Origin of the sequence: Asanoa sp. WMMD1127 (genome assembly GCF_029626225.1) — a bacterium.
In the GTDB taxonomy this organism is placed as follows: Bacteria; Actinomycetota; Actinomycetes; order Mycobacteriales; family Micromonosporaceae; genus Asanoa.
Genome location: NZ_JARUBP010000001.1, coordinates 1,632,848 through 1,655,094 on the forward strand (window position 1 = coordinate 1,632,848; position 22,247 = coordinate 1,655,094).

20 protein-coding genes are annotated in these 22,247 nt (G+C 70.6%); 9 read left to right on the forward strand and 11 right to left on the reverse strand.

Annotated elements, in window-relative coordinates; genetic code table 11:
• Nucleotides 1-23: 23 nt before the first annotated feature.
• Nucleotides 24-1,316: a sugar ABC transporter substrate-binding protein gene (locus tag O7635_RS07890; RefSeq protein WP_278079753.1), complete on the reverse strand. Its 1,293-nt coding sequence runs from the start codon at nt 1,314-1,316 to the stop codon at nt 24-26.
• The gene (locus O7635_RS07895) at nt 1,309-3,240 is read right to left on the reverse strand and encodes a beta-L-arabinofuranosidase domain-containing protein (protein WP_278079754.1); all 1,932 of its coding nucleotides are present in this window, start codon (nt 3,238-3,240) and stop codon (nt 1,309-1,311) included. Before O7635_RS07895 ends, O7635_RS07890 begins: the two co-directional genes overlap by 8 nt.
• A 145-nt stretch (nt 3,241-3,385) precedes the next feature.
• Here O7635_RS07895 and O7635_RS07900 point away from each other — a divergent pair, with 145 nt between their 5' ends.
• On the forward strand, nt 3,386-4,423 hold the full coding sequence (locus O7635_RS07900) for a LacI family DNA-binding transcriptional regulator (protein WP_278079755.1): 1,038 nt from the start codon (nt 3,386-3,388) through the stop codon (nt 4,421-4,423).
• Here O7635_RS07900 and O7635_RS07905 read toward each other — a convergent pair.
• Nucleotides 4,420-4,884, reverse strand: coding sequence for a hypothetical protein (locus tag O7635_RS07905; RefSeq protein ID WP_278079756.1), 465 nt, complete (start codon nt 4,882-4,884; stop codon nt 4,420-4,422). The two genes, O7635_RS07900 and O7635_RS07905, sit on opposite strands and share 4 nt — an antisense overlap.
• Before the next feature lie 82 nt (nt 4,885-4,966).
• Between O7635_RS07905 and O7635_RS07910 the strand changes: the two genes are divergently transcribed.
• Nucleotides 4,967-5,626 (forward strand): TetR/AcrR family transcriptional regulator C-terminal domain-containing protein, encoded by a 660-nt coding sequence (locus tag O7635_RS07910; RefSeq protein ID WP_278079757.1) that lies wholly within the window; start codon nt 4,967-4,969, stop codon nt 5,624-5,626.
• On the opposite strand, the gene O7635_RS07915 is transcribed toward O7635_RS07910, so the two are convergent.
• From O7635_RS07915 to O7635_RS07925, 3 genes are all read right to left on the reverse strand, one after another.
• Nucleotides 5,619-6,446 carry a serine hydrolase domain-containing protein gene (locus tag O7635_RS07915; protein ID WP_278079758.1) on the reverse strand — a complete coding sequence of 276 codons (828 nt, stop codon included), beginning with the start codon at nt 6,444-6,446 and terminating at the stop codon, nt 5,619-5,621. The two genes, O7635_RS07910 and O7635_RS07915, sit on opposite strands and share 8 nt — an antisense overlap.
• 9 nt (nt 6,447-6,455) lie before the next feature.
• A complete protein-coding gene (locus O7635_RS07920) occupies nt 6,456-7,772 on the reverse strand; it encodes an alpha/beta hydrolase (RefSeq protein WP_278079759.1) in 1,317 nt (438 codons plus the stop codon).
• Nucleotides 7,773-7,852: 80 nt separating this feature from the next.
• Nucleotides 7,853-8,860: a class I SAM-dependent methyltransferase gene (locus tag O7635_RS07925; protein ID WP_278079760.1), complete on the reverse strand. Its 1,008-nt coding sequence runs from the start codon at nt 8,858-8,860 to the stop codon at nt 7,853-7,855.
• A 99-nt stretch (nt 8,861-8,959) separates the two neighbouring features.
• Between O7635_RS07925 and O7635_RS07930 the strand changes: the two genes are divergently transcribed.
• Together O7635_RS07930 and O7635_RS07935 are read left to right on the forward strand one after the other, a co-directional pair.
• The gene (locus O7635_RS07930) at nt 8,960-9,688 is read left to right on the forward strand and encodes a helix-turn-helix domain-containing protein (RefSeq protein ID WP_278079761.1); all 729 of its coding nucleotides are present in this window, start codon (nt 8,960-8,962) and stop codon (nt 9,686-9,688) included.
• A gap of 359 nt (nt 9,689-10,047) precedes the next feature.
• Entirely contained in the window at nt 10,048-10,803 is a 756-nt protein-coding gene (locus O7635_RS07935; RefSeq protein WP_278079762.1) for a phage Gp37/Gp68 family protein, read from the forward strand.
• Here the strand turns inward: O7635_RS07935 and tcmP are convergent.
• The 4 genes from tcmP to O7635_RS07955 all read right to left on the reverse strand — a co-directional run bounded on the left by tcmP (nt 10,793) and on the right by O7635_RS07955 (nt 14,370).
• Nucleotides 10,793-11,965, reverse strand: a complete 1,173-nt coding sequence (gene tcmP, locus O7635_RS07940) for a three-Cys-motif partner protein TcmP (protein ID WP_278079763.1) — start codon at nt 11,963-11,965, stop codon at nt 10,793-10,795. The two genes, O7635_RS07935 and tcmP, sit on opposite strands and share 11 nt — an antisense overlap.
• Before the next feature lie 106 nt (nt 11,966-12,071).
• A complete protein-coding gene (locus O7635_RS07945) occupies nt 12,072-12,599 on the reverse strand; it encodes a DUF302 domain-containing protein (protein WP_278079764.1) in 528 nt (175 codons plus the stop codon).
• Between the two features lie 36 nt (nt 12,600-12,635).
• Nucleotides 12,636-13,262, reverse strand: a complete 627-nt coding sequence (locus O7635_RS07950) for a response regulator transcription factor (RefSeq protein ID WP_278079765.1) — start codon at nt 13,260-13,262, stop codon at nt 12,636-12,638.
• On the reverse strand, nt 13,255-14,370 hold the full coding sequence (locus O7635_RS07955; RefSeq protein ID WP_278079766.1) for a GAF domain-containing sensor histidine kinase: 1,116 nt from the start codon (nt 14,368-14,370) through the stop codon (nt 13,255-13,257). The genes O7635_RS07950 and O7635_RS07955 overlap by 8 nt, the downstream gene beginning before the upstream one ends.
• Nucleotides 14,371-14,494: 124 nt before the next feature.
• Between O7635_RS07955 and O7635_RS07960 the strand changes: the two genes are divergently transcribed.
• From O7635_RS07960 to O7635_RS07980, 5 genes are all read left to right on the forward strand, one after another.
• Entirely contained in the window at nt 14,495-15,163 is a 669-nt protein-coding gene (locus tag O7635_RS07960; protein ID WP_278079767.1) for an SDR family oxidoreductase, read from the forward strand.
• A gap of 5 nt (nt 15,164-15,168) precedes the next feature.
• The gene (locus O7635_RS07965; RefSeq protein ID WP_278079768.1) at nt 15,169-16,176 is read left to right on the forward strand and encodes an S-adenosylmethionine:tRNA ribosyltransferase-isomerase; all 1,008 of its coding nucleotides are present in this window, start codon (nt 15,169-15,171) and stop codon (nt 16,174-16,176) included.
• A 36-nt stretch (nt 16,177-16,212) separates the two neighbouring features.
• Nucleotides 16,213-17,373 carry a hypothetical protein gene (locus O7635_RS07970; RefSeq protein ID WP_278079769.1) on the forward strand — a complete coding sequence of 387 codons (1,161 nt, stop codon included), beginning with the start codon at nt 16,213-16,215 and terminating at the stop codon, nt 17,371-17,373.
• 607 nt (nt 17,374-17,980) lie between these two features.
• On the forward strand, nt 17,981-18,607 hold the full coding sequence (locus O7635_RS07975) for a hypothetical protein (RefSeq protein WP_278079770.1): 627 nt from the start codon (nt 17,981-17,983) through the stop codon (nt 18,605-18,607).
• A 40-nt stretch (nt 18,608-18,647) separates the two neighbouring features.
• Nucleotides 18,648-20,225, forward strand: coding sequence for an FMN-binding glutamate synthase family protein (locus O7635_RS07980; protein WP_278079771.1), 1,578 nt, complete (start codon nt 18,648-18,650; stop codon nt 20,223-20,225).
• A 40-nt stretch (nt 20,226-20,265) separates the two neighbouring features.
• Here O7635_RS07980 and O7635_RS07985 read toward each other — a convergent pair whose 3' ends face one another.
• Nucleotides 20,266-22,188 (reverse strand): DVUA0089 family protein, encoded by a 1,923-nt coding sequence (locus O7635_RS07985; protein ID WP_278079772.1) that lies wholly within the window; start codon nt 22,186-22,188, stop codon nt 20,266-20,268.
• Nucleotides 22,189-22,247: the final 59 nt, after the last annotated feature.

Genomic DNA, 22,247 nt, shown 5'->3' on the forward strand with positions numbered 1-22,247 from the left:
GGCCCCACCCAGGCGTGGGCGGGTCAGCTCTGTTGCAGCGACTTCGTGATGTCGGCGTTGCCGGTGCTCAGCGCCGAAGCGGCGTCACCGAACAGCGCGCCCCGCACCGTCTGCAGCCACGGACTCTGCGGGTCGTTGAAGGACGCGTTGAAGTTCCGGGCGTACGGCGTCTCGCCCTTGGCCATCAGCGAGTTGATCAGCACGACCCGCGGGTCGGCCGACGAGTACTTGTTGGACGCCAGGTCGGTGCGGGTCGGCACGCCCTTGCTCTTGGCGACGACCTCGATCTGCGCCTCGTCGGACATCGTCCAGGCCAGGAAGTCCCAGGCCTGCGCCTGCTTGGTGCTGGTGGCGCCGATGCCGATCGCGTCGCCGCCCACGAAGGTCGACTCGCCCCCGTCGAGACCGGGAATCGGGGCCACGCCCATCTTCACGCCCTTCTCCTCGATCAGGCCGAGCCAGACCGACGGGCCGGGCGCGATGCCGACCTTCCCGTTCTGCAGGGCGCCGAGCCACGTGGGTCCGGCCTCGTCCTTCGACGCCGGCGCGGCCACGCCCTCGTCGTAGAGCACGCGGTAGAGGGCGAAGACGTCCGCCATCTCCTTCGAGTCGATCTTCGCGGTGCTGCCCTCGGCGTCGAGCACGTCGCCGCCCGCCGCCCAGACCGACGGCCAGAAGGTGAACTCGACGCAGCCGCCGCAGTTGCCGCCGAAGTAGGTTCCGTTGACGTCGCCGCCCAGCTTGTCAATCTTGCGGGCGTGGTCGGCGAACTCCTTGAGCGTGGTCGGCGGCTTCTCCGGATCGAGGCCGGCCTTGGCGTAGAGGTCCTTGTTGTAGAGCAGCACCGACATGTCGATGGTGTGCGGCACCGCGTAGTTCTTGCCCTCCCAGGTGGCCGCCTTCACGTGCGCCGGGGCGACCTTGTCCTTGACGTCGAGCGCCCCGAACCGGTCGGTCAGGTCGACCCACAGGCCCTGCGACGCGTACTGCGCGGCGAACACCACGTCGGAGGCGAACAGGTCGGGCAGCGCCCGGGCGCCGGCCGCCGAGGCCAGCTTGGCGGGGTACTCCTCGTTGGGGTAGGCGGTCACCTCCACCTTGTTCTTGTGGGTGGCGTTGTACTTCTCCGCGTACGCCTTGGAGACCGCCTCGGTGGCGGCCCGGGTCCACAGGGTCAGGGTGGCGCCGTCGTCGGCCGAGGCCGCCTGGGTGCCGCCGCCGCCCGCGTCGTCGTCGTTGCCGCAGGCGGCAACCGCGGTCATCAGGAGCGCCGCCGCGGTGACAGCGACGACGCGTCGTGCTCGATATCTAGCCATCGGTGCTCCTTCGCCGAGGGGATGGGACAGTGGGCAGCCAGACCCGCATGGTGGCGGGCCCGCGGCGGGCCCAGCGGTGGTAGGGCAGCAGCCGGATCGGGGTGAGGTCGGGGTCCTCGGTGGCGCCGTCCGGGCGGTCGTAGGGCCAGCCGGCATCAGACGACGCGGCGAACCCGGCCCACACGGTGACGCCGTCGGCGCCGTCGACCGGCGTGCGGCTCTCGTCGACCCGCAGCCGGTCGAGGTCGCCCACGGGCTCGTCCATCGGCGACTCGGCGCAGTAGACGACCGGGCCGCGCTCGACGGCGACACAGCCGCGCACGGCGTCGATCCGCCGGTCGGGCGCGGTGAACCGGGGCGCGACGGGCAGGTGCAGCCGAATCTCGTCGCCGACCGCGAAGGCCCGGCGCACGGTGACGGCGGGTGCGCTCGCCGGCGACGTCACGCCGTCGACCGTGACGGTGGCGCCCTCCGCCCAGGCCGGGACGCGCAGCGTCAGCGGCCACTCGCCGCCGTCGGTCGCGGTGACCCGGATCGTCACGTTGCCGTCGGCCGGGTAGGCCGTGGTCAGCTCCACGGCGACGTGGCGCCCATCGGCCAGCCGGGTGTCGATGGTGGCGTCCGCGTACTGCAGCACCCGCAGCCCTTCGTCGTCGGCCGCGGCCAGATAGGTGCTCAGGCTGGCCAGCAGGCGGGACACGTTGGGCAGGCAGCAGGAGACCTCGAACCAGGGTGCCCGCGGGCCACCGCCGAACCCGAGCTGCTCCTCGTCGTCGGGCAGCGACCGGGTCGGCGTGCGCTGGTGCAGCGTGTGCGCGTAGAAGAAGGCGCGGCCGTCGTCCTCGATGGCGGTCGCGACCACGTTGTAGAGGATGCGTTCGATCACGTCGGCGTAGCGGACCTCGCCGGTGGCCAGCAGCAACCGCCAGGCCACCAGCACGGCCGCGACGCCGGCGCAGCTCTCGGAGTAGGCGCGGTCGGACGGCAGCACGAAGTCGTCACCGAACGCCTCGTCCATGTGCCGGGAGCCCATGCCGCCGGTCAGGTAGGTGCGGCGGGCCAGCGTGCGGTCGAACTGCGCGGCGACCGTGCGGAGCAGCTCGTCGTCGCCGGTCTCCACCGCCACGTCGACCACGCCGGCCGCCAGATAGAGGGCGCGCACCGCGTGTCCACGCAGGACGGTCGCCGCCCGGACCGGGATGTCGTCGCTGAAGTAGGACCAGCCGAACTGGTGCTGTGGCAGGCTCTGGTGCCCGCGCCGGTTGACGAACAGGGCGGCCTGGTCGAGGTAACGCCGCTGGCCGGTGACGCGGTAGAGCTCGACGAGCGCGGGCTCGATCTCCGGGTGACCGCAGACGCCGGCGCTGCCGTCCTCCCCGAAGGTGGCGCAGACGTGGTCGGCCACCTTCGTCGCGACGTCGAGCAGCGGACCCGGGCCGTGCACGCGGGTGTGTGCCACCGCGGCCTGGATCAGGTGGCCGGCACAGTAGAGCTCGTGGCCCCAGGCCAGGTCGCTCCAACGCGGTGCCTGACCCGGGCGGCCGTACGCCGTGTTGAGGTAACCGTCGCCCTCCTGCGCGCCACCGACCAGCGCGACCAGCTCGTCGATCTCGCGCACCCGCGCCGGATCGGCCCGGCGGCCGGTCTCCCACGACATCGCCTCGATCAGCTTGTAGACCTCGGAATCGGCGAACTCCCGTCCCCGGTGCTCGGCCGGCCCCGTCGCGGCGCCGATCGTGAAGTTGCCGGTCCATCCGACCTTGTCCATCCAGGCGCGGGCGTGGTCCAGGCTGCCTTCGCTGATCACCCGCTGCCGGTCGGCCCAGAACCCCGCGGTGATCCGCGCCTCGGCCAGGCCGAGCGGCCGCAGAACGCCGCGGGACGGGTCCACCGGCCGGCCGCCGGTGGGGTCGGAAGCTGCCACCGTTGTTACCTCCAGGTTTCGTGATGGCGCTCACTCTGGACGCCGAAATCGTTTTCGGCAAGATGGCAAATCGGCCAGCTCGCAAACGCTTCCGCGGCTGATACTTTGCCGTCAGATGGTGAAAACGTCGGCGAAAGGTTTTCCGATGGGTCGGCACCGCTCGCAGGCCGTGACGCTGTCCGACGTCGCGCGCCGGGCCGGCGTCTCGGTGGCCACGGCATCGAAGGCGCTCAACGACCGGGCCCAGGTGGCCGCCGCGACCCGGCAACGGGTGCTGCAGGCCGCGAGCGACCTGTCGTTCCATCCCAACGCGCTCGCCCGCGGCCTGATCGTCGGCCGCACGCGGACCATCGGCCTGCTCACCGACGAGCTCGGCGGCCGGTTCTCGATCCCGATCCTGCTCGGCGCCGAGAACGCGCTGGGCAACGAGCAGATGTCGGTGCTGCTGTGCGACGCCCGCGGCGACGCGATCCGCCGTCAGCACTACATCCGCACGCTGCTCGCGCGGCGGGTCGACGGTTTCATCGTGCTCGGCGACAGCAACGACATCCGGCCGTCGCTGACCCGCGACATCCCGGTGCCGGTGGTCTACGTCTACGGCGAGTCCGCGGACCCCGACGACTTCTCGCTCCTCGCCGACGACGAGGGCGGCGCCCGGCTCGCGGTCGAGCACCTCGTGGCCCTCGGCCGGCGCCGGATCGCGCACGTCACCGGCCCGCACGCCTACCGGGCGGCCCGCGACCGGGTCAAGGGCATGCGCGCGGTGCTGGCCGAACACGACCTGTCGCCGGCCGGCGGCGAGCCGCTCTACGGCGAGTGGTCGCAGCGCTGGGGCCGGCACGCCGCCCGCATGCTGCTCAACACGGACCCGGAAATCGACGCCGTCTTCTGCGGCAACGACCAGATCGCCACCGGCGTCTCCCAGACGCTGCTCGACCTGGGCCGCCGCATCCCCGACGACGTGGCGATCGTCGGCTACGACAACTGGGAGGACTTCGCGACCGACTGCCGCCCACCCCTGACCACCGTGGACCTCAACCTTGAACGACTCGGCGCGACGGCGGTGGAGCACTTGTTCGCGGCGCTCGACGGCACCCCGTCCGCCGGCGTGGTCCGCCAACCCTGCCGCCTGGTGATCCGCGAATCCACCGTCCCGGCCACGGTCCCACAGCAGCGCACCTAGGCCGCCGCGGCGAAGGTGGTGATGGCGGCGGCCACCATGAGGGCGTGCAGGAGCATGTGCTCCAGGTTGGGGCGCGGGCGGTCGCCGATCCTCGGCAGCACCATCAGCGTCTGGGCGTAGGTGCGCGCGTGCAGCTCGGTCCACGTCACGCCCGTGCCCGCGGTCGCCCACGGGACGGTGACGCCAACGAGGTAGGGCAGCCACCAGAGCAGCAGGCCGCCGAGCACCGCGAGCAGTTCGAGGCCGCCGGCCGCGTAGCCCAGCGCCGGCACGTCGAGTGCGGCGCCGAGCCCGAGCAGCACCGCGGGCAGCACCATGACCGGCGCGTTGACGGCGACCTCGGTGCGCTGCTCGGCTCGGGCGGCGTCGCGCACGTTGTTGAGCGGATAGACGTCGACCAGCGTCATGACCAGGAAATACGCCACCGAGGCGAGGATCAGCGTGAGGGCCAGCGCGAGCATGTCCCGACTCCATTCTTACGGTGTAAGTTTCTGCTAGCCTGAGCCTGACTTACGCCGTAAGAATCGTCAAGGGGTAAATGTCATGGCGGAGCGCCGAGTGGGCACCAAGGCCGGGCTGACCCGGGAGCTCGTGTTCGACGCGGCACTGGACTATGTGGACGCCCACGGCCTGCCCGCGCTGTCGATGCGCAAGCTTGGTGCGGCGCTGGGCGTCGAGGCGATGACGCTCTACAACTACGTCCCCAACAAGGACGCGCTGCTCGACGGCCTGGTCGACCGGGTCATGGAGACCGCCTTCGCCGGGCTCGACACGCCGGGTCCGGGCGGCTGGGTGCCCTGGATGCGGGAGTTCGCCCACGGGCTGCGCGCCGCGCTGCTCGCCCATCCCGGCGTGCTGCCGCTGGCCGCCACCCGACCGGTCAACTCGCCCGACGCGCTGCGGATGTCGGAGCGCTGGCTGGCCGGGATGCGCGCGGCGGGCGTACCGCTGGGTCGAGCCATGGACGTCGTCAACGTGATCGCCACGTTCACGATCGGGCACACCCTCGCCGAGGTCGGCCAGACGCCGGGGCATGAGGGCACCGAGCCCAGCCTGGACGACCGGGCCGGCGAGTTGGACCCGGCCGAGTTCCCCAACCTGACCGAGATCCTGTCGACCCGGGCCGGCCTCGACTTCACGAGCCGGTTCGCGGAGGCGGTCGACATCCTGCTGGCCGGCTACGCCGCGCTGCCGGTCAGGTGAGTGCGCGGATCGCCTCGTAGGGGCCCGGACCCGTCTCGTCGTTGCACAGTGCGGCCGCGACGCGCCCGTCCGGCAGCCAGGCGAGCACCGAACGGAAGCCGGGGTTGTCGCCCGTGTGCAGCGCCCAACGGTCACCCAGATAGAGGCCGTAGCCGTAGTCGGTGACGATGTCGTCGTGCTCCGGCAGCTTCGCCCGTGGTTGCCGCATCCGCGCGAGGATGTCGCGGTCGAGGCCCAGCGCGAAGCGGGTGAGGTCGCCGACCGTCGACCAGACGTCGCCGGTGCCCGCCTGCGCGGAGAGATCCCACTCCCGCACCGGCTTCCCGTCGCGGTGGCCGTCGGCGACGCGCTCCGTCGGGCGGACGCCGGCCACGGTGTCGCGCAGGCCGAGCGGCTCGAGCAGCAGATCGCCGAGCACCTGGGCGTACGGCTTCCCGGCCGCCCGCTCGATCAGCTCGCCCAGGAGGATGTAGCCGGGGCTGCTGTAGCGCCACCGCGCGCCCGGCTCGGTCAGCAGCGACGACTGCCGGATGAGGTCGCGGCTGATCCGGCCCGTCGCCAGGTCGATGCCGGCCATTTCCGCCCAGTGGCCCAGGCCCGAGGTGTGGCACAGCAGGTGGTGCACGGTCACGCCGGGCCACGGCGGCACCTCGTCGTCGAGCCGGAGCGCGCCGCGGTCGACCAGCATCAGCGCGACGGCCGCGGCGAAGGTCTTGCTCACCGAGGCGATCTGGAACCTGGTGCTCGGGTCGCCGCGCCCACCGGACCGCTCGGGTTCGCCGGTGGGCGCGACGACAAGGCCAACGCCGCTGAAGTCCATCCCCGCAGACTAGAAGTCGTTCACGTTCACCGTGATCCGGTGATCGGACGACGGCCAGTTGGGCACGTTGATCAGCTCGTGGCCGCCGCCGCGTTGGCCGACCACGATGGAGACCAGGCCGAGGTGGGCCGGCGCGGCCGGGATGAAGACGTCCATGCCGGTGATGAAGGTCTGCGCGTAGAACGCCGGCAGGGGTGCGGTCAGGTCGGTGCGGCGGTCGCGGCCGGCGTCGAAGGCGAAGATCCCGATGACCCGCTTGGCCCGGGGCGCGTTGGCGGCGTTGAGGATGTCGCGGCCGTTGACCCACAGGTGGTCGCCGGCGGCGCCCTGGTCGCCCCACCACTCCTTCTGCCGCTGCACCGTCAGCGCGGTGTGCCGGTCGCCGGCCTCCACCAGGGCGCCGAGGCCCTCGCCGGGTCGGCTGGTGAGCAGGCGGACGAACGCGTCGTCGCGGAGGAACGGTTGGAAGTAGAAGTGGTGCGTGGCGGCGCCGGGGCGGACGACCGCGAGCTCGTAGCGGGCCAAGCTCCGCACGGTGACGGGGCCGAACGCACCATCGCCGGTCAGCGGCGCGCGGTGCACGGGTCGGGAGGTGAGCCGGCGGCCGGTCAGGGAGCTCACCGGGTAGACCTCGAGCGTCGCGTCGGTGACGCCGGCGTTGCTGGGGAACAGCACCGCGCGGCCGGAGATCTGGGCCGTGCCGTGCCGGTCCGGCACGATCCGGGTCGTGCGCGGCGCCGTGCCGCGGAAGAACCGGAACATCTCCTCAAAGCTGGGTTCCGACGAGACCGTCTGGGTGTGCGACTGGTCCGGGAAGTAGACGTTGGTGGCGCCGGCGATCGCCCGGGTCTGGTCGCCCTCGCCCCAGATCGCCAGCGTCGGCACCCCGCCCGGCGGCGCGACGGCGGTGCGGCCGTCGAGGTTGACGTAGTGCGCGACCCTGGCGGCCCGCGCGGGGTCGCTGAGGTAGCTCTGCACGACGAAGGTGCCGAGCGAGTGGGCGACGAGGTCGACGCGGTCGGCGCCGGTGCGGGCCAGCAGGCGCTCGATCCGCGCGTCGAGCCCGGCGAAGATGGCCGGCAGGATCGTGGCGACGTTGGGCGAGTCGTACTCGTGTGCCTCGATCACGTCGATCGGATAGCCGTTGCTGGTCAGCCGCCGGGTCTGCGAGTCGAACTGCGAGGCGGAGCCGGCGCTGCCGTGCACGAAGATGATCGGCCGGAGCTCGGCGGCCGGGGTCCGGTCGGCCGCGACGGCGGGCGTCGCGGTGGCGGTCAGGGCGGCCGCGATGGCCAGGGAGAGCAGACCTCGGCGATGGATACGCACGGGCACCTCCAAGATATTTGCATTGGGAGCGCAAATATCGTCGCAGCCCGATGGCCGCTGGTCTACTCCCCTGGACCTCTTTACGCGTAACCCCAGGTCAATGCGTGCATCGGAGTGATCGACGCGAACCCGAGGTCGGTGAACCCGTGCCGAGTAAGCAGCTCGTCGTACACCCGGCGGGGCAGCAGTTGGTCGTCGATCTGGGCCTCGAAGATCTGGATGCCCGACATGACCCGGCCGGGCGCGGTGCGCAGCCCGTCGTCGTCGTCGGCGAACGGGAAGTCCGAGATCACGAACACCCCACCAGGCTTCAGGGCCGCCTTGACGTTGCGCGCCACCGCGTCGATGTCGCGGCACTCGTGCATGGAGATGTTGTTGATCACCACGTCGTAGGGCTCGGTGACCGTCAGCTTCTCCAGTGGACTGTCCCAGACCTTGACCCGGTCCTTGAGCCCGGCCGCGGCCAGCGTGTCACAGGCGACGTCGACCGAGTGCGCGTCGCCGTCCACACCGGACACGTCGGCATTGGGGTACGCCTGGGCCAGCATGACCAGCCCGTGCCCCGACCCGCAGGCGGTGTCGAGGACGCGGCAACCCCGGTCGAGTTTGTCTGCCAGGCCGGGGATGCGGGCGAGCCCGTCCGGCACGAGCCGGCGATAGAACGGGCGGCCGGTGCCACCCACGGCGGCGATGAACTCGGGCGAGCAGCCGTCCCACCACAGCCGCTCACCGGAGGCCAGGCTAGCCTCGAACCGGTCGAAGATCTCGGGCTGTTCGAGCACCTTGAAGACGCCACCGACGTACGCCGGGGAGGTGTCGTCGAGGAGCACGGTCTTGAGGTTCGGGGCGAGCGCGTAGACGTCGCCGTCGCGGTCACAGACGCCGGCGCCGTAGGCGGCCCGACACCAGGCGAACGTGTAGAAGGGGTCGAGGTTGGTTCGCTGGGCCAGTTGGTCGGGCGTTGCGGGCCCACCGTCGGCGAGCGCGGCCACCAGCCCGGTGCGCAGCCCGGTCGCGACGGTGCGGTGGCCGACGTACCCGGCCAGCAGACCCAACATGGTGCCCACGGATTCCTTGATGTCAGTCATGAGGTCGATGCTCGGCCCCGGCGGTGGTCGTCCGTCAGTTCACGAAGTGAAGCCGACCAGTTCTAGTTCTGTACTGGCCTTCTCTCCTACCTTCGGTGAATGGGCACCTACTACCAGTTCTGCCCGGTCTCCAAGGCGCTGGAGGTCCTGGACGAGCGCTGGACGCTGCTGATCGTCCGCGAGCTCCTGATGGGCAGCCGCCACTTCAACGACATCCGCCGCGGCGTCCCCCGCATGTCGCCGGCCCTGCTGGTCAAACGCCTGCAGCGGCTGGAACGGGTGGGGGTGGTCGAGCGTTACCCGGACGGCAACAAGGTCATCTACCGCCTGACCCCAGCGGGCAAGGACCTGCAGACCATCGTGGACGGCCTGGGCGACTGGTCGATGCGCTGGCTACCGGAACTGGGCGACGAGGACCTGGACCCGCACCTGCTGTTCTGGGACATGCGCCGCCAGGTCTCCCGCGCCGACCTGCCCCCGGGCCGCACGGTGGTGCACGTGTTACTGGGCGACGTGGACCCGAAGACGCAGCGCTGGTGGCTGATCCTGGCGGCCGACGACGCGGACGTCTGCGACTTCGACCCTGGCCTCCCGGTGACGGTAACCGTCGAGACAACGCTGCGCTGCATGACGCATCTGTGGCGCGGGGAGGTGAGCTGGCGCGAGGCGGTGCGGGCGGGCGAGTTGACGGCGACGGGGTCACGGGCGGCCACGCGCGCGATTCCGCGCTGGCTCAACGTCCGCGCTACGCCGTCCGACCCCCGCCCGACGTTCAGCGTCGTCGGCCGCCTGGCCGCCGACCTCCACCCGGACGCTGTACGCGCCTAGCGAAGTCGACTTCGGACAGCAGGCGATTAACCGAGTTCCCCGATGTCGATCCCAAGAGCTTCAGCGAGGGCCAACATCGTGAAGAACCCAGGTTCTACCACGCGACCAGACTCGATCTTCCTCACAGTCGACACCGCGACCTGCGCGCGACCCGCGAGCTGTTCCTGCGTCAGCCCACGCCGGCTGCGCACAGCGCGTAGCCGGCTAGCGAGCAGTGCCGCCTGCTCGCGGAACCGGCTTTCGTCACGTCGGGTGCGCCCTGCTGGCACGACCTGGATGCTAGTGATAAATTTTGACCGGTCAAAATTTATACTTTCGGGCAGCGCGACCATGTTGAGGGCTGGCGGAGGTGAGGTCGGGTGGCTACCCGGACCGCGATTGAGTGGACAGAGGTCACCTGGAATCCCAGCACCGGATGCGACCGGATTTCGGCGGGCTGTGACAACTGTTATGCGCTAACTCTGGCCAAGAGGCTCAAGGCGATGGGCGCTGCCAAGTACCAGAACGACGGCGACCCTCGGACGTCTGGCCCGGGCTTCCAGCTGACGGTTCATCCGTCCGCGCTGCGCCAGCCTTACAACTGGACGACACCTAGTACCGTCTTCGTCAACTCGATGAGCGACCTATTCCACGCCCGTGTCCCGACAGACTTCGTACGCGATGTGTTCGCGGTCATCGCGGATACTCCGCAGCACACCTATCAGATTCTGACGAAACGGTCGAGTCGCCTCCGCAAGATCGCCGATCGGCTCGACTGGCCCCGCAACCTTTGGATGGGCGTGTCCGTCGAGGACTCGGCCTCGCTCCAGCGCGTTGAAGATCTTCGCGCGGTTCCAGCGGCGGTACGATTCTTGTCTTGCGAACCGCTCCTTGGACCGCTCAACGAGGTCGACCTGGAGGGCATCGGCTGGGTCATAGCCGGCGGTGAATCCGGCCCACGCTTCCGACCCGTAGCGCCAGAATGGGTCGCCGGATTACGCGAGCGTTGCCTAGCCGCCGAAGTTCCCTTCTTCTTCAAGCAGTGGGGCGGCCGAACGCCGAAACAAGGTGGCCGACTCCTCGACGGACGCACCTGGGACCAGATGCCCTCCCACACGCCTGCAGCTACGGCGTGAACGATCTCGGAGCTGCCACGATGAAGTCCCGCAGCTGCTGAGCTTTGCCGACGACCTCAAGCTCACCGGCCCGCTCCAACGTTCGCAACGCCTTGCGCACAGTGGACTCGGACGCCACACCGTAGCGGTCTCCGTAAACCGCCCACACATGATCGACGAGCCGTATAGGCCCTACGCTAACGAGCATGGCGCGGAGATTACGAACCACAGCCTGCTCCGCTGCCCGCTGCTCCGACTCGATCTGTTGATCAACCGTGTCGGCGAACGAGAACAACGCGTCGACGTCGTCATCCGCGGCTGGGCCTAATGCCCGCATCCATTGCTGTCGGGCTCGGGCGACAGCGTCGGCGAAGACCCAGACTCCATGCGTTCGTCGACTCAGGAAAACCAAGTGGTACACCGGTTGGTGATGCGCACGTCTGCGAACCGGCACAGTCACCACATGCATGCCGCTGGCGGCTCCGAGCCGGTTCGCATATTCCGCTACCACCCGAAACGCGGCGGTCTCAAAGTCGCCTGCTGGTGAAGATGCGTACGCATCGAGGGCGACCTGTCGCCACCACGGCCCGCCGCATGTGCGGTCCATTACGGGGAGCGCGTCGTGGTCTTTCAGACCGGCCTTCAACGCGCCAGCGGCACGACGGGTGAGGTCGGCACTGAAGTTGAGAAGGGCCTCCGTCGCGGGCCAGCTCGCCTGTCGGTCGCTCGCCAACACCGCGGCAAGCTTGTTGTACGGAAGGTTGGCGCCGCATGGATCTAGGAACAAGAAGAGGGGAACGGCTTGGGCCCGCTCAAGCACTGTCGGAAGATGCCGCAAAACCTCTCCGGGCAGCGCCTCGGCGCGCACACCGGCCGCGCGATACTCGCCTACCACCTCTGCAAGAAGAGCGAAATCGGACGGCTTCTTCTCGACCAGAATGGACTCTATGACGGCTCGCCGTGCGTTGGCAGACGCCTTCAGGATCAGCTCCGCTGAACCCGGACTGCCGTCGGGATAACGGCCTCGTCCGGCGAACCCGTCCAGGACTACTACGCGCCTGTTCGGTGCCCTGGAACCTGTCATCTCGGCGAACGGCATCACATATGTAGCGAGAATGGTGTGCTTGAAGATCGACTGAGCTCGGTGCTCATCGAGCAAGCCAGACGACGTGCCCTTCGCCATCGCGCGCCCTTCTCCCCCGATGGCTCAGTGTAGTTCCTCGTGTTCGAACAGTCACCATCCATGCACTTGGTTGAAGAGTCAGGCCGAGCTCGAACCGGGACCACGATCAGGCGCCGCGCAGTGTCGGCGGGACCGGGGCGTTCAGGTGGGCGAGGAGGGCGGCCAGCTTGTGGTCCAGTTCCAGCCCGACCGCTGCTATGTCGTCGTGGCCTACTGCGCCGAATGACGCGAACGTGGCGCTCGGTTGGTCGATGATGAAATGCGTTTCGCCGGCTCGCGACGCGATCATCGCGCGCAGTGGCGCATGCAGCATCGCCGCCTGGTCGTGGCGGTACATGCGTTCCGCCAGGACGTGGTTGCCCATCAGGTAGACCACGCAGTCGCCTGGGTCGTGGGCCAGGCGCATCAGCGGGCCGTCGTCGCTCGACCAGTAGCGGAGGAAGCCCCACGGGGCCGCCGCCTCCACCGCGGCCACGATCTCCGTCCACGGCGCTTCCGCGGCGATCAGGGCGTTCAGCTCCGCGAAATCCACGGCCGGGACGGCCGACTCGTAGCGTTCGCGGAAGGACTCGAACGGCCCCGAAATCGGGATGCGCAGGCGGCGGGCCTCGTAGCGGAGCTCGGAAACCGACACCCGCCGGACGCTAACAGCGCCCGCCGCCAAGCCAACCTAAGCAAGTCCCGCGCGTACGGCGTACAGCGCGGCCTGGGTGCGGTCCTGTACGCCGAGCTTGGCGAGGATCGCGCTCACGTGAGCCTTTACCGTCTTCTCCGCCAACCCCAGCGCCCGGGCGATCTCGCGGTTCGAGCGGCCCCGGCCGATCTCGGCCAGCACCTGTCGCTCCCGCGGCGTCAGTCGCGCCGGGTCCGCCGCCGACTCGCCCTCGCTCAGCAGCCGCGCCACCTCCGGGTGGAGAAGCATGTGTCCAAGGTGGACCGAGCGGATCGCGGCCGCCAGCGCGGGCGGGTCGACGTCCTTGTAGACGTAGCCCGCCGCTCCCGCGCGGACCGCCGGCAGGACCGCGGCCGGCTCGGTGAAGCTCGTGATCACCAGGACCCGGGACGGGATGCCGCGCGCACTCAGCTCCCGAAGCGCCGCGACGCCGTCCATGCCCGGCATCCGCAGGTCCAGCAGCACCACGTCGGGCAAGAGCTCCGCCGCCGCGGCGACCGCAGACGCGCCGTCGTCGGCCTCGCCGACCACCTCGAGATCATCTTGCACCGACAGGAACGCCCGTAGCCCCTGCCGCACCATGGCGTGGTCGTCGACGACGAGGACCCGGATCCGCTCAGCCAACGGGCACCTCCAGCCGCACCGTGGTCCCCTTGCCCGCATCGGAGACGACCCGCAACGCGCCGCCGACCGACGAGGCCCGGTCCCGCATCGACGCGAGGCCCAGCGACGACTGGTCGGCCGGGCGGAGGCCGACGCCGTCGTCGCAGACTTCCACGACCAGGAAAGCGCCGTCGACGAACAACCTGACCTCGACCGTACGCGCGTCCGCGTGCCGCAACGCGTTGTGCAGCGCCTCCTGCGCCACCCGGTACGCCGCGTCCTCCCGGTCCGGCGCCAGCCGCGGCACCGCCGAACGGACCCGCAACCGCACCCGCGCCGCGTGCACCCGGTCGAGCAGGCGCACCTGCTTGCGCAGCGCGGCGTCCAGGCCCTCCGCCGCCAGATCGGCCGGCCGCATTCCCACCACGATCGACCGCAGCTCGTCGGCGGCCTCCGCGGCCAAGGCGCGCACGGTCCGGAGCTGGGCCTCGGCGCCGTCCGGGTCGCGGGCCACCAGCGCCGCCGCGGCGTCAGCGGTCAGGCGCAGCCCGAACAGCTTCTGCGCGACCGAGTCGTGCAGCTCGCGGGCGATCCGGTCGCGTTCCTCGAGGACCGACAGTTCGCGGCTGCGCTCGTACAACCGGGCGTTGACGAGGGCGATCGCCGCGTGCCCGGCGAGGATCCGGAGCAGGTCCTCATCCTCCTGGCCGAACTCGCCGTCGCGCTTGTTGGCCAGGTAGAGCGCGCCCAGGATCTCCTCGCCGTGCACGATCGGCATGCCGAGGAAGTCGCGGAGCTCGGGGTGGTGCTTGGGCCAGTACTCGAACCGCGGGTGGGCGCGGATGTCCGACAGCCGCAGCGGCGCCGGGTCGCGCAACATGACGGCGAGCAGCCCGTGCTGCCGGGGCAGCGGGCCGATCAGCCGCCACTGGGCGTCGCTGATCCCGTCGACCACGAACTCGGCGAACGAGCCGCTGTCGGCATCGGGCACACCGAGCGCGGCGTACCGCGCGTTCAGCAGCCGCCGGGCCGAGGAGACGATCGTCTGCAGCACCTCGTGCACCGATCGGCGCGCGGTGACGGCGAGTACGGCGGCGCTCAGCGCCCGCAGTTCTTCGCGCGCGTCCACCTTCGCACCGTAGCGCGGCCCGGGCGGCCGTGATCCCCGTCCGATGGTCCTAGGACCAAGGTCCCGGGCCGCGCTTGGCCATGGACCGATGGCATCGGCCGGCGTCGTTCCTAGCGTTGAAGGCATGACAACAGCGATCATCACCGGCGCGTCCCGTGGTCTGGGCCGCGCGCTCACCGGCGGGCTCGCCCGGGCCGGCTGGAACGTCATCGTCGACGGCCGCGACGCCGCTGCCCTGGCCGCGGTCGGCTTCGACCCCGGCGTCACCCCGGTGGTCGGCTCGGTCCTCGACCCGGGCCACCGGGCGGCGCTGATCGAGGCGGCCGACCGTTACGGCGGCGCCGACCTGCTGGTCAACAACGCCGGCATCCTCGGGCCGTCACCGCAGCCGGCACTGGCCGACTACCCGATCGAGGCGCTGCGCGAGGTGTACGAGGTCAACGTGCACGCGCCGCTCGCCCTCACCCAGCTCGCCCTCCCGACACTCCGCAAGCGCGGTGGGGCCGTGCTCAACGTGACCTCGGACGCCGCGATCGAGCCGTACGCCGGTTGGGGTGGCTACGGATCGGCCAAGGCGGCGCTCGAGCAGTTGAGCCGGATCCTGTCGGTCGAAGAGCCGGACGTACGCGTGTGGTGGGCCGATCCGGGCGACCTGCGCACGCGGATGCACCAGGAGGCCTTCCCCGGCGAGGACATCAGCGACCGGCCGGAGCCGGAGTCGGTCGTGCCGGCGTTCCTGCGGGTGCTGGCCGCGCGACCCGAGTCGGGCCGGATTCGGGTGGCGCAGTGGTGACCGCGGTGGCGTCGCTCGACTTCGTGCTGCCGGACGAGCTGTCGGCGCACGAGCCGCCCGAGGCCCGGGGTGTGCCCCGCGACGGCGTACGCATGCTCGTGTCGACACCCGCGGCCCAGTCCCACCGGGTCTTCCGCGACCTGCCGTCGGTGTTGCGGCCGGGCGACGTGCTGGTGGTCAACACGTCAGCGACCCTGCCGGCGGCGGTGCCGACCCTCGACGGGCACGTCGTGCACTTCTCGACGGCGCTGGACGACGGGAGCTGGCTGGTCGAGCCCCGCGTCCGGGCCGCGGCCGGGCCGACCACCGGACCGCTGACGTCGGTCGCCGGCCAGCGCTTCCCGCTGCGGGGTGGTGGGACGGTGACGCTGCGAACGCCGTACTCCCGTGGTCGGCTCTGGGTGGCTTCGCTGTCGTTCGAGGATGTGCACGGCTATCTGGCCGCTTTCGGGGAGCCGATCCGCTACAGCTATGTGCCGCGGCCGTGGCCGCTGCCGTCCTACCAGACGGTGTTCGCGACGCAGCCCGGCAGCGCGGAGATGCCGAGCGCGGCGCGGCCGTTCACCGACCGGGTCGTCACCCGGCTCGTCGCCGCCGGGGTGGTGCTGGCGCCGATCGTGCTGCACACGGGTGTGGCGTCGGCCGAGGCGCACGAACGCCCGTACCCCGAGTGGTTCTCGGTCCCTGAGTCGACCGCGCGGGTGCTGGCGGGCGCGCGCCGGGTGATCGCGGTCGGCACCACCGTGGTCCGGGCGCTGGAGACCACCGGCGGCCAGGCGGGTTCGGGTTGGACCGATCTGGTGGTGACGCCGGAGCGGGGCGTGCGGGTCGTGGACGGCTTGCTGACGGGGTTCCACGAACCGCGCGCCTCGCACCTGGACCTGCTGGCCGCGGTGGCCGGGCCGGACCTCGTGGCCCGCTCCTACCAGGAGGCGCTGTCGGCCGGTTACCGCTGGCACGAGTTCGGTGACGTCAACTTGCTGCTGTCGGAGCGTGCCGTGGGAGCGGTATAGTCCCGCCGATCGAGCGCGTGCAGTGGAGGATGGCGCATGTCCCAAGGTCAGCAGCTCTACGACACGCCGGCGTTCGACACGTCGATGCGCGGCTACGAGAAGAAGCAGGTCGACCGGCACGTCGCCGACACCGCCGAGCGGATCGCCAAGCTCGGCGCCGAACGCGACCAGGCGCACAACCACATCCGCAGCCTCACCGCCAACCTCGAGCAGGTGCACGGCGAGCTGACCGAGCTGCGGGACCGGCCGCCCCGCCTCGACCGCGCGTCGTTCCGCCACCTCGGCTCCATGGTCGACGAGATCCTGGCCCTGTCCGAGAAGCAGGGCCAGGCCATCGTCGACGCCGCCGGCCAACACGCCGCCGAGATCAAGGCCGCGGCCGAGAAGGTGCTCGAGGCGGCCCGGGAAAAGGCGGAGCAGCTGCGGGCCGAGGGCCAGGCGGCCCTGGAGGCGGCCGAGCAGGAGTCGGCGCGCCGCCACGAGGCCAGCGTCGCCGCGATCGAACGCGCCGAGGGCGAAGCGCGGGCCCGGATCGAGTCGGCGCACGAGCAGACCCGCCAGGAACTCACCCAGTGGCGCGCGGACGTCGAACGCGAGATCAACGACCACCGCGCGGCGGCCATGGAAGCCGACGAAGCGCGGCAGTCGGAAGCGTCCCAGCAGATGCAGACGCATCAGCAGCAACTGACGCTGGCGCAGCAGGAGATCGAGGCCCGCCAGCAGGCGCTCGCACAGCTGCGCAACGCGCAGGAGCAGGCGCAGCAGCAGCTCGGCCAGCTCCGCCACGACGGGGCGGCGGTCGAGCAGGAACTGGCCCAGCTGGCCCACCGGCTCCAGGCCACCCGACAAGAGCTGAGCGCGGAGCTGTCGCGGCTGGACCACGCCCGCCAGACGGCGGAAGCGGTCGAGCACCAGACGATGGAAGCACGGGCACGGATGCAACGGGAGGCCAAGCGCATGGCCGACCGGGCAGCGGCGGCCGTCATGGCAGCTGCGGCGATCAGCGAGCAGACGGGCGAGTTCAAGATGGTCGCCGTACGCGGGGAGCACGAGCCGCCGATCGGCCCGGCGCGCCCGGACCGCGAGCAGGCGTACCGGGAGCAGGAACAGCCGTTAGCCATCGCCGCCGCGCCGGAGGAGCCCCAGCCCACCGACCACCGCCCGACCGCCCCGCCAGACCACTCACCGGCGGCTTAGTTCACGGCGCCGCGACCGACACTTGCCGCGGACCCGGCGGCGTCGCCGGGTCATCGCCCCGCGCCACGCCATATCCCGGGACCTGGCCCGCATCGCCGCGCGACGTCTTGATTCGGCTCAGCCATGCCCGGCAGACCCGCCCGCAGCCTGATCAAGTGCAGCCCAGCCGGTAATCAGCGCCGCACCGCCATGATCGCGTGCAGCCCACCTGGCCGCTGCACGACGGGTCGTCCAGACCACGCACACACGATCATGTGAACACCCGAGCGTAGACCTGACTCAACACACATGGTCACAGAGAGCACGCTGCGCCGCCGCAAGCAAAGATCGTGCCCAGGCAGAGCCGCAACTGGCGCGGCAACCCCGATCCCGAGGAAACCCCGCGCCGCCACCCTCCCCCGGGCGGAGCGCCCAACCGGACGAATGACCTTGTCCCCGTCCGGAGATCCTGGTGCCCTGAGGCGCCGCGCGGAGCAGCCGCAGCCACCTCACGGCACGCATCGTGTCATCGGACGGCCGAACCCAGTCCCTCTCCGGGTGAACCCTGGGTTCGAATCCCGGGTTTCCTCCCCTTTTGCCGTTGCCGGTTGGCCTGGACCATCGACGGATGGCGCGACGATGGCGGCAGCTCACCGTGTGGTTGCACATCCTGACCTCCGTCGGCTGGATGGCGCAGGCGATGGCGCTCTGCGTGCTCCTCGCCGTCGGTCTCGCCGCTGACGACACCGTCGTGCGGGATGCCGCCACCGCGATGGCGCAGCGCATCGACGGCCGCCTGCTCGCCCCCATGGCCGGCATCTCCGCCTGCACCGGCATCGCCCTGGCCGCCGCCACCCCTTGGGGCTTCTTCCTCCACTGGTGGGTGCTGACAAAGTTCTCGATCAGCATGGTGCAGGTCTACGCCGGCATCTTCGTCCTGTCGCCCGCCCTCACCCGGTCGCTGACCGACGGTCCGACGCTCCCCCTCGTCGTCGGCACCGCGCTCATGGCCGGCGCGATCGCGTTCCAGGCGTGGGTGTCCGTGCGCAAGCCCTGGGGCCGCGTCCGTGACCGCGGCAAGCTGCCGACCGGCCCCGGCTGGATCTTCGCCGCCACCGTGCTCGGCGGCGCCGTCGAGCTGTCGATCTCGCTTGTCCTGGGCCACCCGCTGCCGCTGCTCTCCGTCATCCTCATCGTCCTCGTGCTGGCGACCAGGCGTCGCTGGTCGGGTGGCCCGACAGCCAAGGCCGCCTGACCGCGTTTGATCAAGACGCCGCCGGGCAAAGCCTTGCAGCATGAAGCGCGGCATCCGGGCCGCCGCCGCGGCCGCAGTGTCCGCCCTCGCGGCGGTCGGTGTGCGAGACCTCGTGCAGCGCAACCACGCGCTGTTGCGGAACTTTCCGGTGATCGGCCACGGTCGCTACCTGATCGAGGCGATCGGGCCCGAGCTCCGGCAGTACGTGGTCGCCGGCAACAACGAGGAGCGGCCGTTCACCCGTGACCAGCGGCGGTGGGTCTACGCGTCGGCGAAGAAGGAGAACAACTACTTCGGCTTCGGCACCGACAATGACCTGGAATACACGGCGGGATATCCGATCATCAAGCACCGTACGTTCGGCCGGGCGGTGCCGCGTTCCACACCGGAGGCCGGGTACGAGGCCCGCCTGCCGTGCGCGAAGGTGCTCGGCGGTGCTCGCGACCGTCCGAAGGCGTTCCGGCCCGAGTCCGTCGTCAACATCTCGGCGATGAGCTTCGGCTCGTTGTCCGGTCGGGCCGTCGAGGCGCTCAACCGCGGCGCCCACCTCGCCGGCTGCCTGCACAACACCGGTGAGGGCGGCCTCTCGCCGTACCACCGCAATGGTGGTGATCTGATCTTCCAGATCGGCACCGCTTATTTCGGGTGCCGCGACGACCGGGGGCGGTTCGACCTCGCACGGCTCAAGGACCTGGTGGCGCAGCACCCGGTCAAGGCGCTCGAGGTCAAGCTGAGCCAGGGTGCCAAGCCCAGCCTCGGCGGGCTGCTGCCGGGCGCCAAGGTGTCCGCGGAGATCGCCGCCACCCGCGGCATCACCGAGGGCGTCGACTGCGTCAGCCCGTCGCGGCACGCCGAGTTCTCCGACACCGACAGCCTGCTGGACTGGGTCGAGCTGCTCGCCGCCGAGACCGGACTGCCCGTTGGCATCAAGTCGGCCGTCGGTGACCTGGGGTTCTGGGACGAGCTGACCCAGCTGATGGTCGACACGGGGCGCGGGGTCGACTTCGTGAGCGTCGACGGTGGTGAGGGCGGCACCGGCGCCGCGCCGATGATCTTCACCGATACCGTCTCGTTGCCGTTCCAGGTGGGGTTCGCGCGGGTCTACCGCATGTTCGCCGAGCGTGAGCTGCACGAGCGGGTCGTCTTCATCGGCGGCGGCAAGCTCGGGCTGCCCGACAACGCGATCGTGGCGTTCGCACTGGGCTGCGACATGGTCAACGTGGCTCGCGAGGCGATGCTGGCGATCGGCTGCATCCAGGCCCAGAAGTGCCACACCGACACGTGTCCGACCGGGGTCGCCACGCAGAACCGCTGGCTGACGCGGGGGCTCGACCCGACCCTTAAGTCCGTACGCGCGGCCAACTACATCAAGACGCTGCGGCGTGACCTGCTCAAGGTGGCCGAGGCCTGCGGGGTCGAGCATCCCGGCCTCATCGACGCGACCGCCGTGGAGATCCTCGACGGGCGCACCGCCGCCACCGGTCTTGACCAGGTGTACGACTACCGCCCCGGCTGGGGCCTGCCGTCCAAGGCCGACCAGGCGGCGATCGTCGACCTGATGCGCGCCACGGAGCCGCAGGGTTCCAGCGCGCCGCCGTCACCGTCGGCGCAAGGCTGAGCGTGGGCGGAGGGAGCCGGAGCCCCCTCCGCCCATCAGATCAGCGGGTCAGGACCGTCGCGAGCCGGCCCTTGGTGTCCTCGATGCCGGTGAATCCCTCGCTCGGGTTGAACTCGTCCTCACCGAAGTCGACGTCGGGGTCGTCGGCGGTGCCGCCGACGCCGTCCGGGCCGACACCGTAGAGCAGCGGGAAGTTGCCGCCCTGGTCCATCAGGTTGAGGGTGTCGTTGAACTGGTCGACGTGCCAGTTGCCGAAGAAGTGACCGGCCTCGTGGGAGACCACGTTGCCGACCGCCTGCGAGATGAAGGCGATCTTGTCGCTCGCCGGCGTGATGTAGAAGTTGAGCGACGCGTCATCGTCGGCCGGGCCGCTCAGCACGTCCAGCAGGATCAGCGCCGACTCCTGCGTGTCGAAGTTGCCCGGGTCGATCGACTGGGCGATGCCGATCGTGTTGACGCCGGACTCGGCGATCGTGCCGCCGACGATCAGCCGGCTGACGTTGACCTGCCCGAACGGGTCGGCGTGGTCGCGGCTGTTGAGGATCTTCAGCCGGAACTTGTCGTTGAGCCCGCTCGCGATCAGGTCCTGCTTGAGGTTCTCGGTCACCTCGGCCACGATCCGGTCGATCAGCGCGTTCTCGTCGGCCGTGGTCAGACCCCAGCGCCCGAGGAAGGCACGGAACGGGCTGAGCGTCACGACGCCCGGACCACCGAAGATCGCCGTGTTGAGCCGCTGGCCGTTGAAGTCGATGAAGATCGTCTGGGTGACCTTGTCGCCTTCGAGGTTGGGCCGGTACGCCTCGACGGTGATGTCGTAGGCGCCGCTGCCGTTGCTGACCGCGACGTAGTGCAGCCCGTCCTCGTCGGCCACGTGCTCGCTGACCGCGTTGCCACCGCCCGGCAGCGGGCTGCTCGGCGGGTAGATGAAGGTCAGGTCCTGGCTCGAACCGTGCACCTCGCGGCCGGCGGTGTCGTAGAGGGTGATCGTCGCGGCCCCACCGGTGACCGAGGTGCCGAGCACGTCGCCCTTGCGCAGTTGCACTGCGTAGAAGTCGAGGTCGGCTCGGGCCACGTCGACCAGCAGGTTGTAGGCGCCCTCGCTGGCCGCGCCGTCACCGCTGGCGGGGTCGAACGGGTCCGCCGGCAGCACGTTGTAGCCGGTCACCGCGAGGTAGTAGTCGCCGGCCTCGGTGAACGTGTAGGTCAGCAGGCTGTCGAACCCACCCGAGTCGTCGTTGAACGCGACCTCTTCGCCATCGGCGTCGTAGAGCGCGAGCATCGAGTCGAGCAGCCCGACCGGGGTGTCGATGTCGGCCCGCAGCGTCTCACCGACCTGCGTGATGGTCAGCTTGTAGAAGTCGAAGTCGCCGGTGTCACCGGCGGCCGAGCCGTGCGGTCCGTCACCGATCGTGCCGCTGGTCGTGATGCCGTTGCGACTGGCCTGGATGCCGGTGTCGCGGGCCAGCGGGATGGCGCCGTCGTCCTCTGTGTTGGGAGTCAGCGTCGTGCGGGAGACGGTCTCGTTGTCGAGCGAGCCGAGAATGCGGGCCCGCGGGTTCTGCTTGGCCCTGGTGCCGAAGCCGGGCACGGGCTGGGCGATGGCCGTCGAGTCGTTGCTGCCCTGCGTGCCGTCGGGCTCGTCCTCGTCGACCAGGATCGGCGACGCGGCGGCCGCCTGGCGCAGCGCCCGCTTCTGCTCGCGGACCGCGCTCTGCTTTTCGGCCGCCTGTTTCCACGCGGCGTAGTCGATCGTCGTCGGATCCGGCACGAGGCCCAGATAAGGATTGACGCCCGTGGGCGCTTTGCCGGCCGGTGCCTTCGCGGCGACCTGACCACCCAACGCCAGCGTGGCGCGGTCGGCGCCGCTCGGCCCGGGATCGTACTTCGATTCGGCGCCTGCGGCCGCCGGCAGCATCGCTGCTACCAGCGCCGTTCCGGCCACCAGCGCGATGGTTCGACGCATGAGCCCTCCCCCTTGCGGCCGGGCCCCTGTGCCCGGCCCATCGATGGCTATCGCGACGC

Bases quoted from the DNA above. Each gene is read 5' to 3' on its own strand.
- O7635_RS07910 (WP_278079757.1), top strand. From the start codon at position 4,967: ATGGCGGAGCGCCGAGTGGGCACCAAGGCCGGGCTGACCCGGGAGCTC.
- tcmP (WP_278079763.1), bottom strand. From the start codon at position 11,965: ATGGCGAAGGGCACGTCGTCTGGCTTGCTCGATGAGCACCGAGCTCAG.
- O7635_RS07960 (WP_278079767.1), top strand. From the start codon at position 14,495: ATGACAACAGCGATCATCACCGGCGCGTCCCGTGGTCTGGGCCGCGCG.
- O7635_RS07985 (WP_278079772.1), bottom strand. From the start codon at position 22,188: ATGCGTCGAACCATCGCGCTGGTGGCCGGAACGGCGCTGGTAGCAGCG.
- O7635_RS07905 (WP_278079756.1), bottom strand. From the start codon at position 4,884: ATGCTCGCGCTGGCCCTCACGCTGATCCTCGCCTCGGTGGCGTATTTC.
- O7635_RS07980 (WP_278079771.1), top strand. From the start codon at position 18,648: ATGAAGCGCGGCATCCGGGCCGCCGCCGCGGCCGCAGTGTCCGCCCTC.
- O7635_RS07975 (WP_278079770.1), top strand. From the start codon at position 17,981: ATGGCGCGACGATGGCGGCAGCTCACCGTGTGGTTGCACATCCTGACC.
- O7635_RS07900 (WP_278079755.1), top strand. From the start codon at position 3,386: ATGGGTCGGCACCGCTCGCAGGCCGTGACGCTGTCCGACGTCGCGCGC.
- O7635_RS07970 (WP_278079769.1), top strand. From the start codon at position 16,213: ATGTCCCAAGGTCAGCAGCTCTACGACACGCCGGCGTTCGACACGTCG.
- O7635_RS07925 (WP_278079760.1), bottom strand. From the start codon at position 8,860: ATGACTGACATCAAGGAATCCGTGGGCACCATGTTGGGTCTGCTGGCC.
- O7635_RS07890 (WP_278079753.1), bottom strand. From the start codon at position 1,316: ATGGCTAGATATCGAGCACGACGCGTCGTCGCTGTCACCGCGGCGGCG.
- O7635_RS07915 (WP_278079758.1), bottom strand. From the start codon at position 6,446: ATGGACTTCAGCGGCGTTGGCCTTGTCGTCGCGCCCACCGGCGAACCC.
- O7635_RS07930 (WP_278079761.1), top strand. From the start codon at position 8,960: ATGGGCACCTACTACCAGTTCTGCCCGGTCTCCAAGGCGCTGGAGGTC.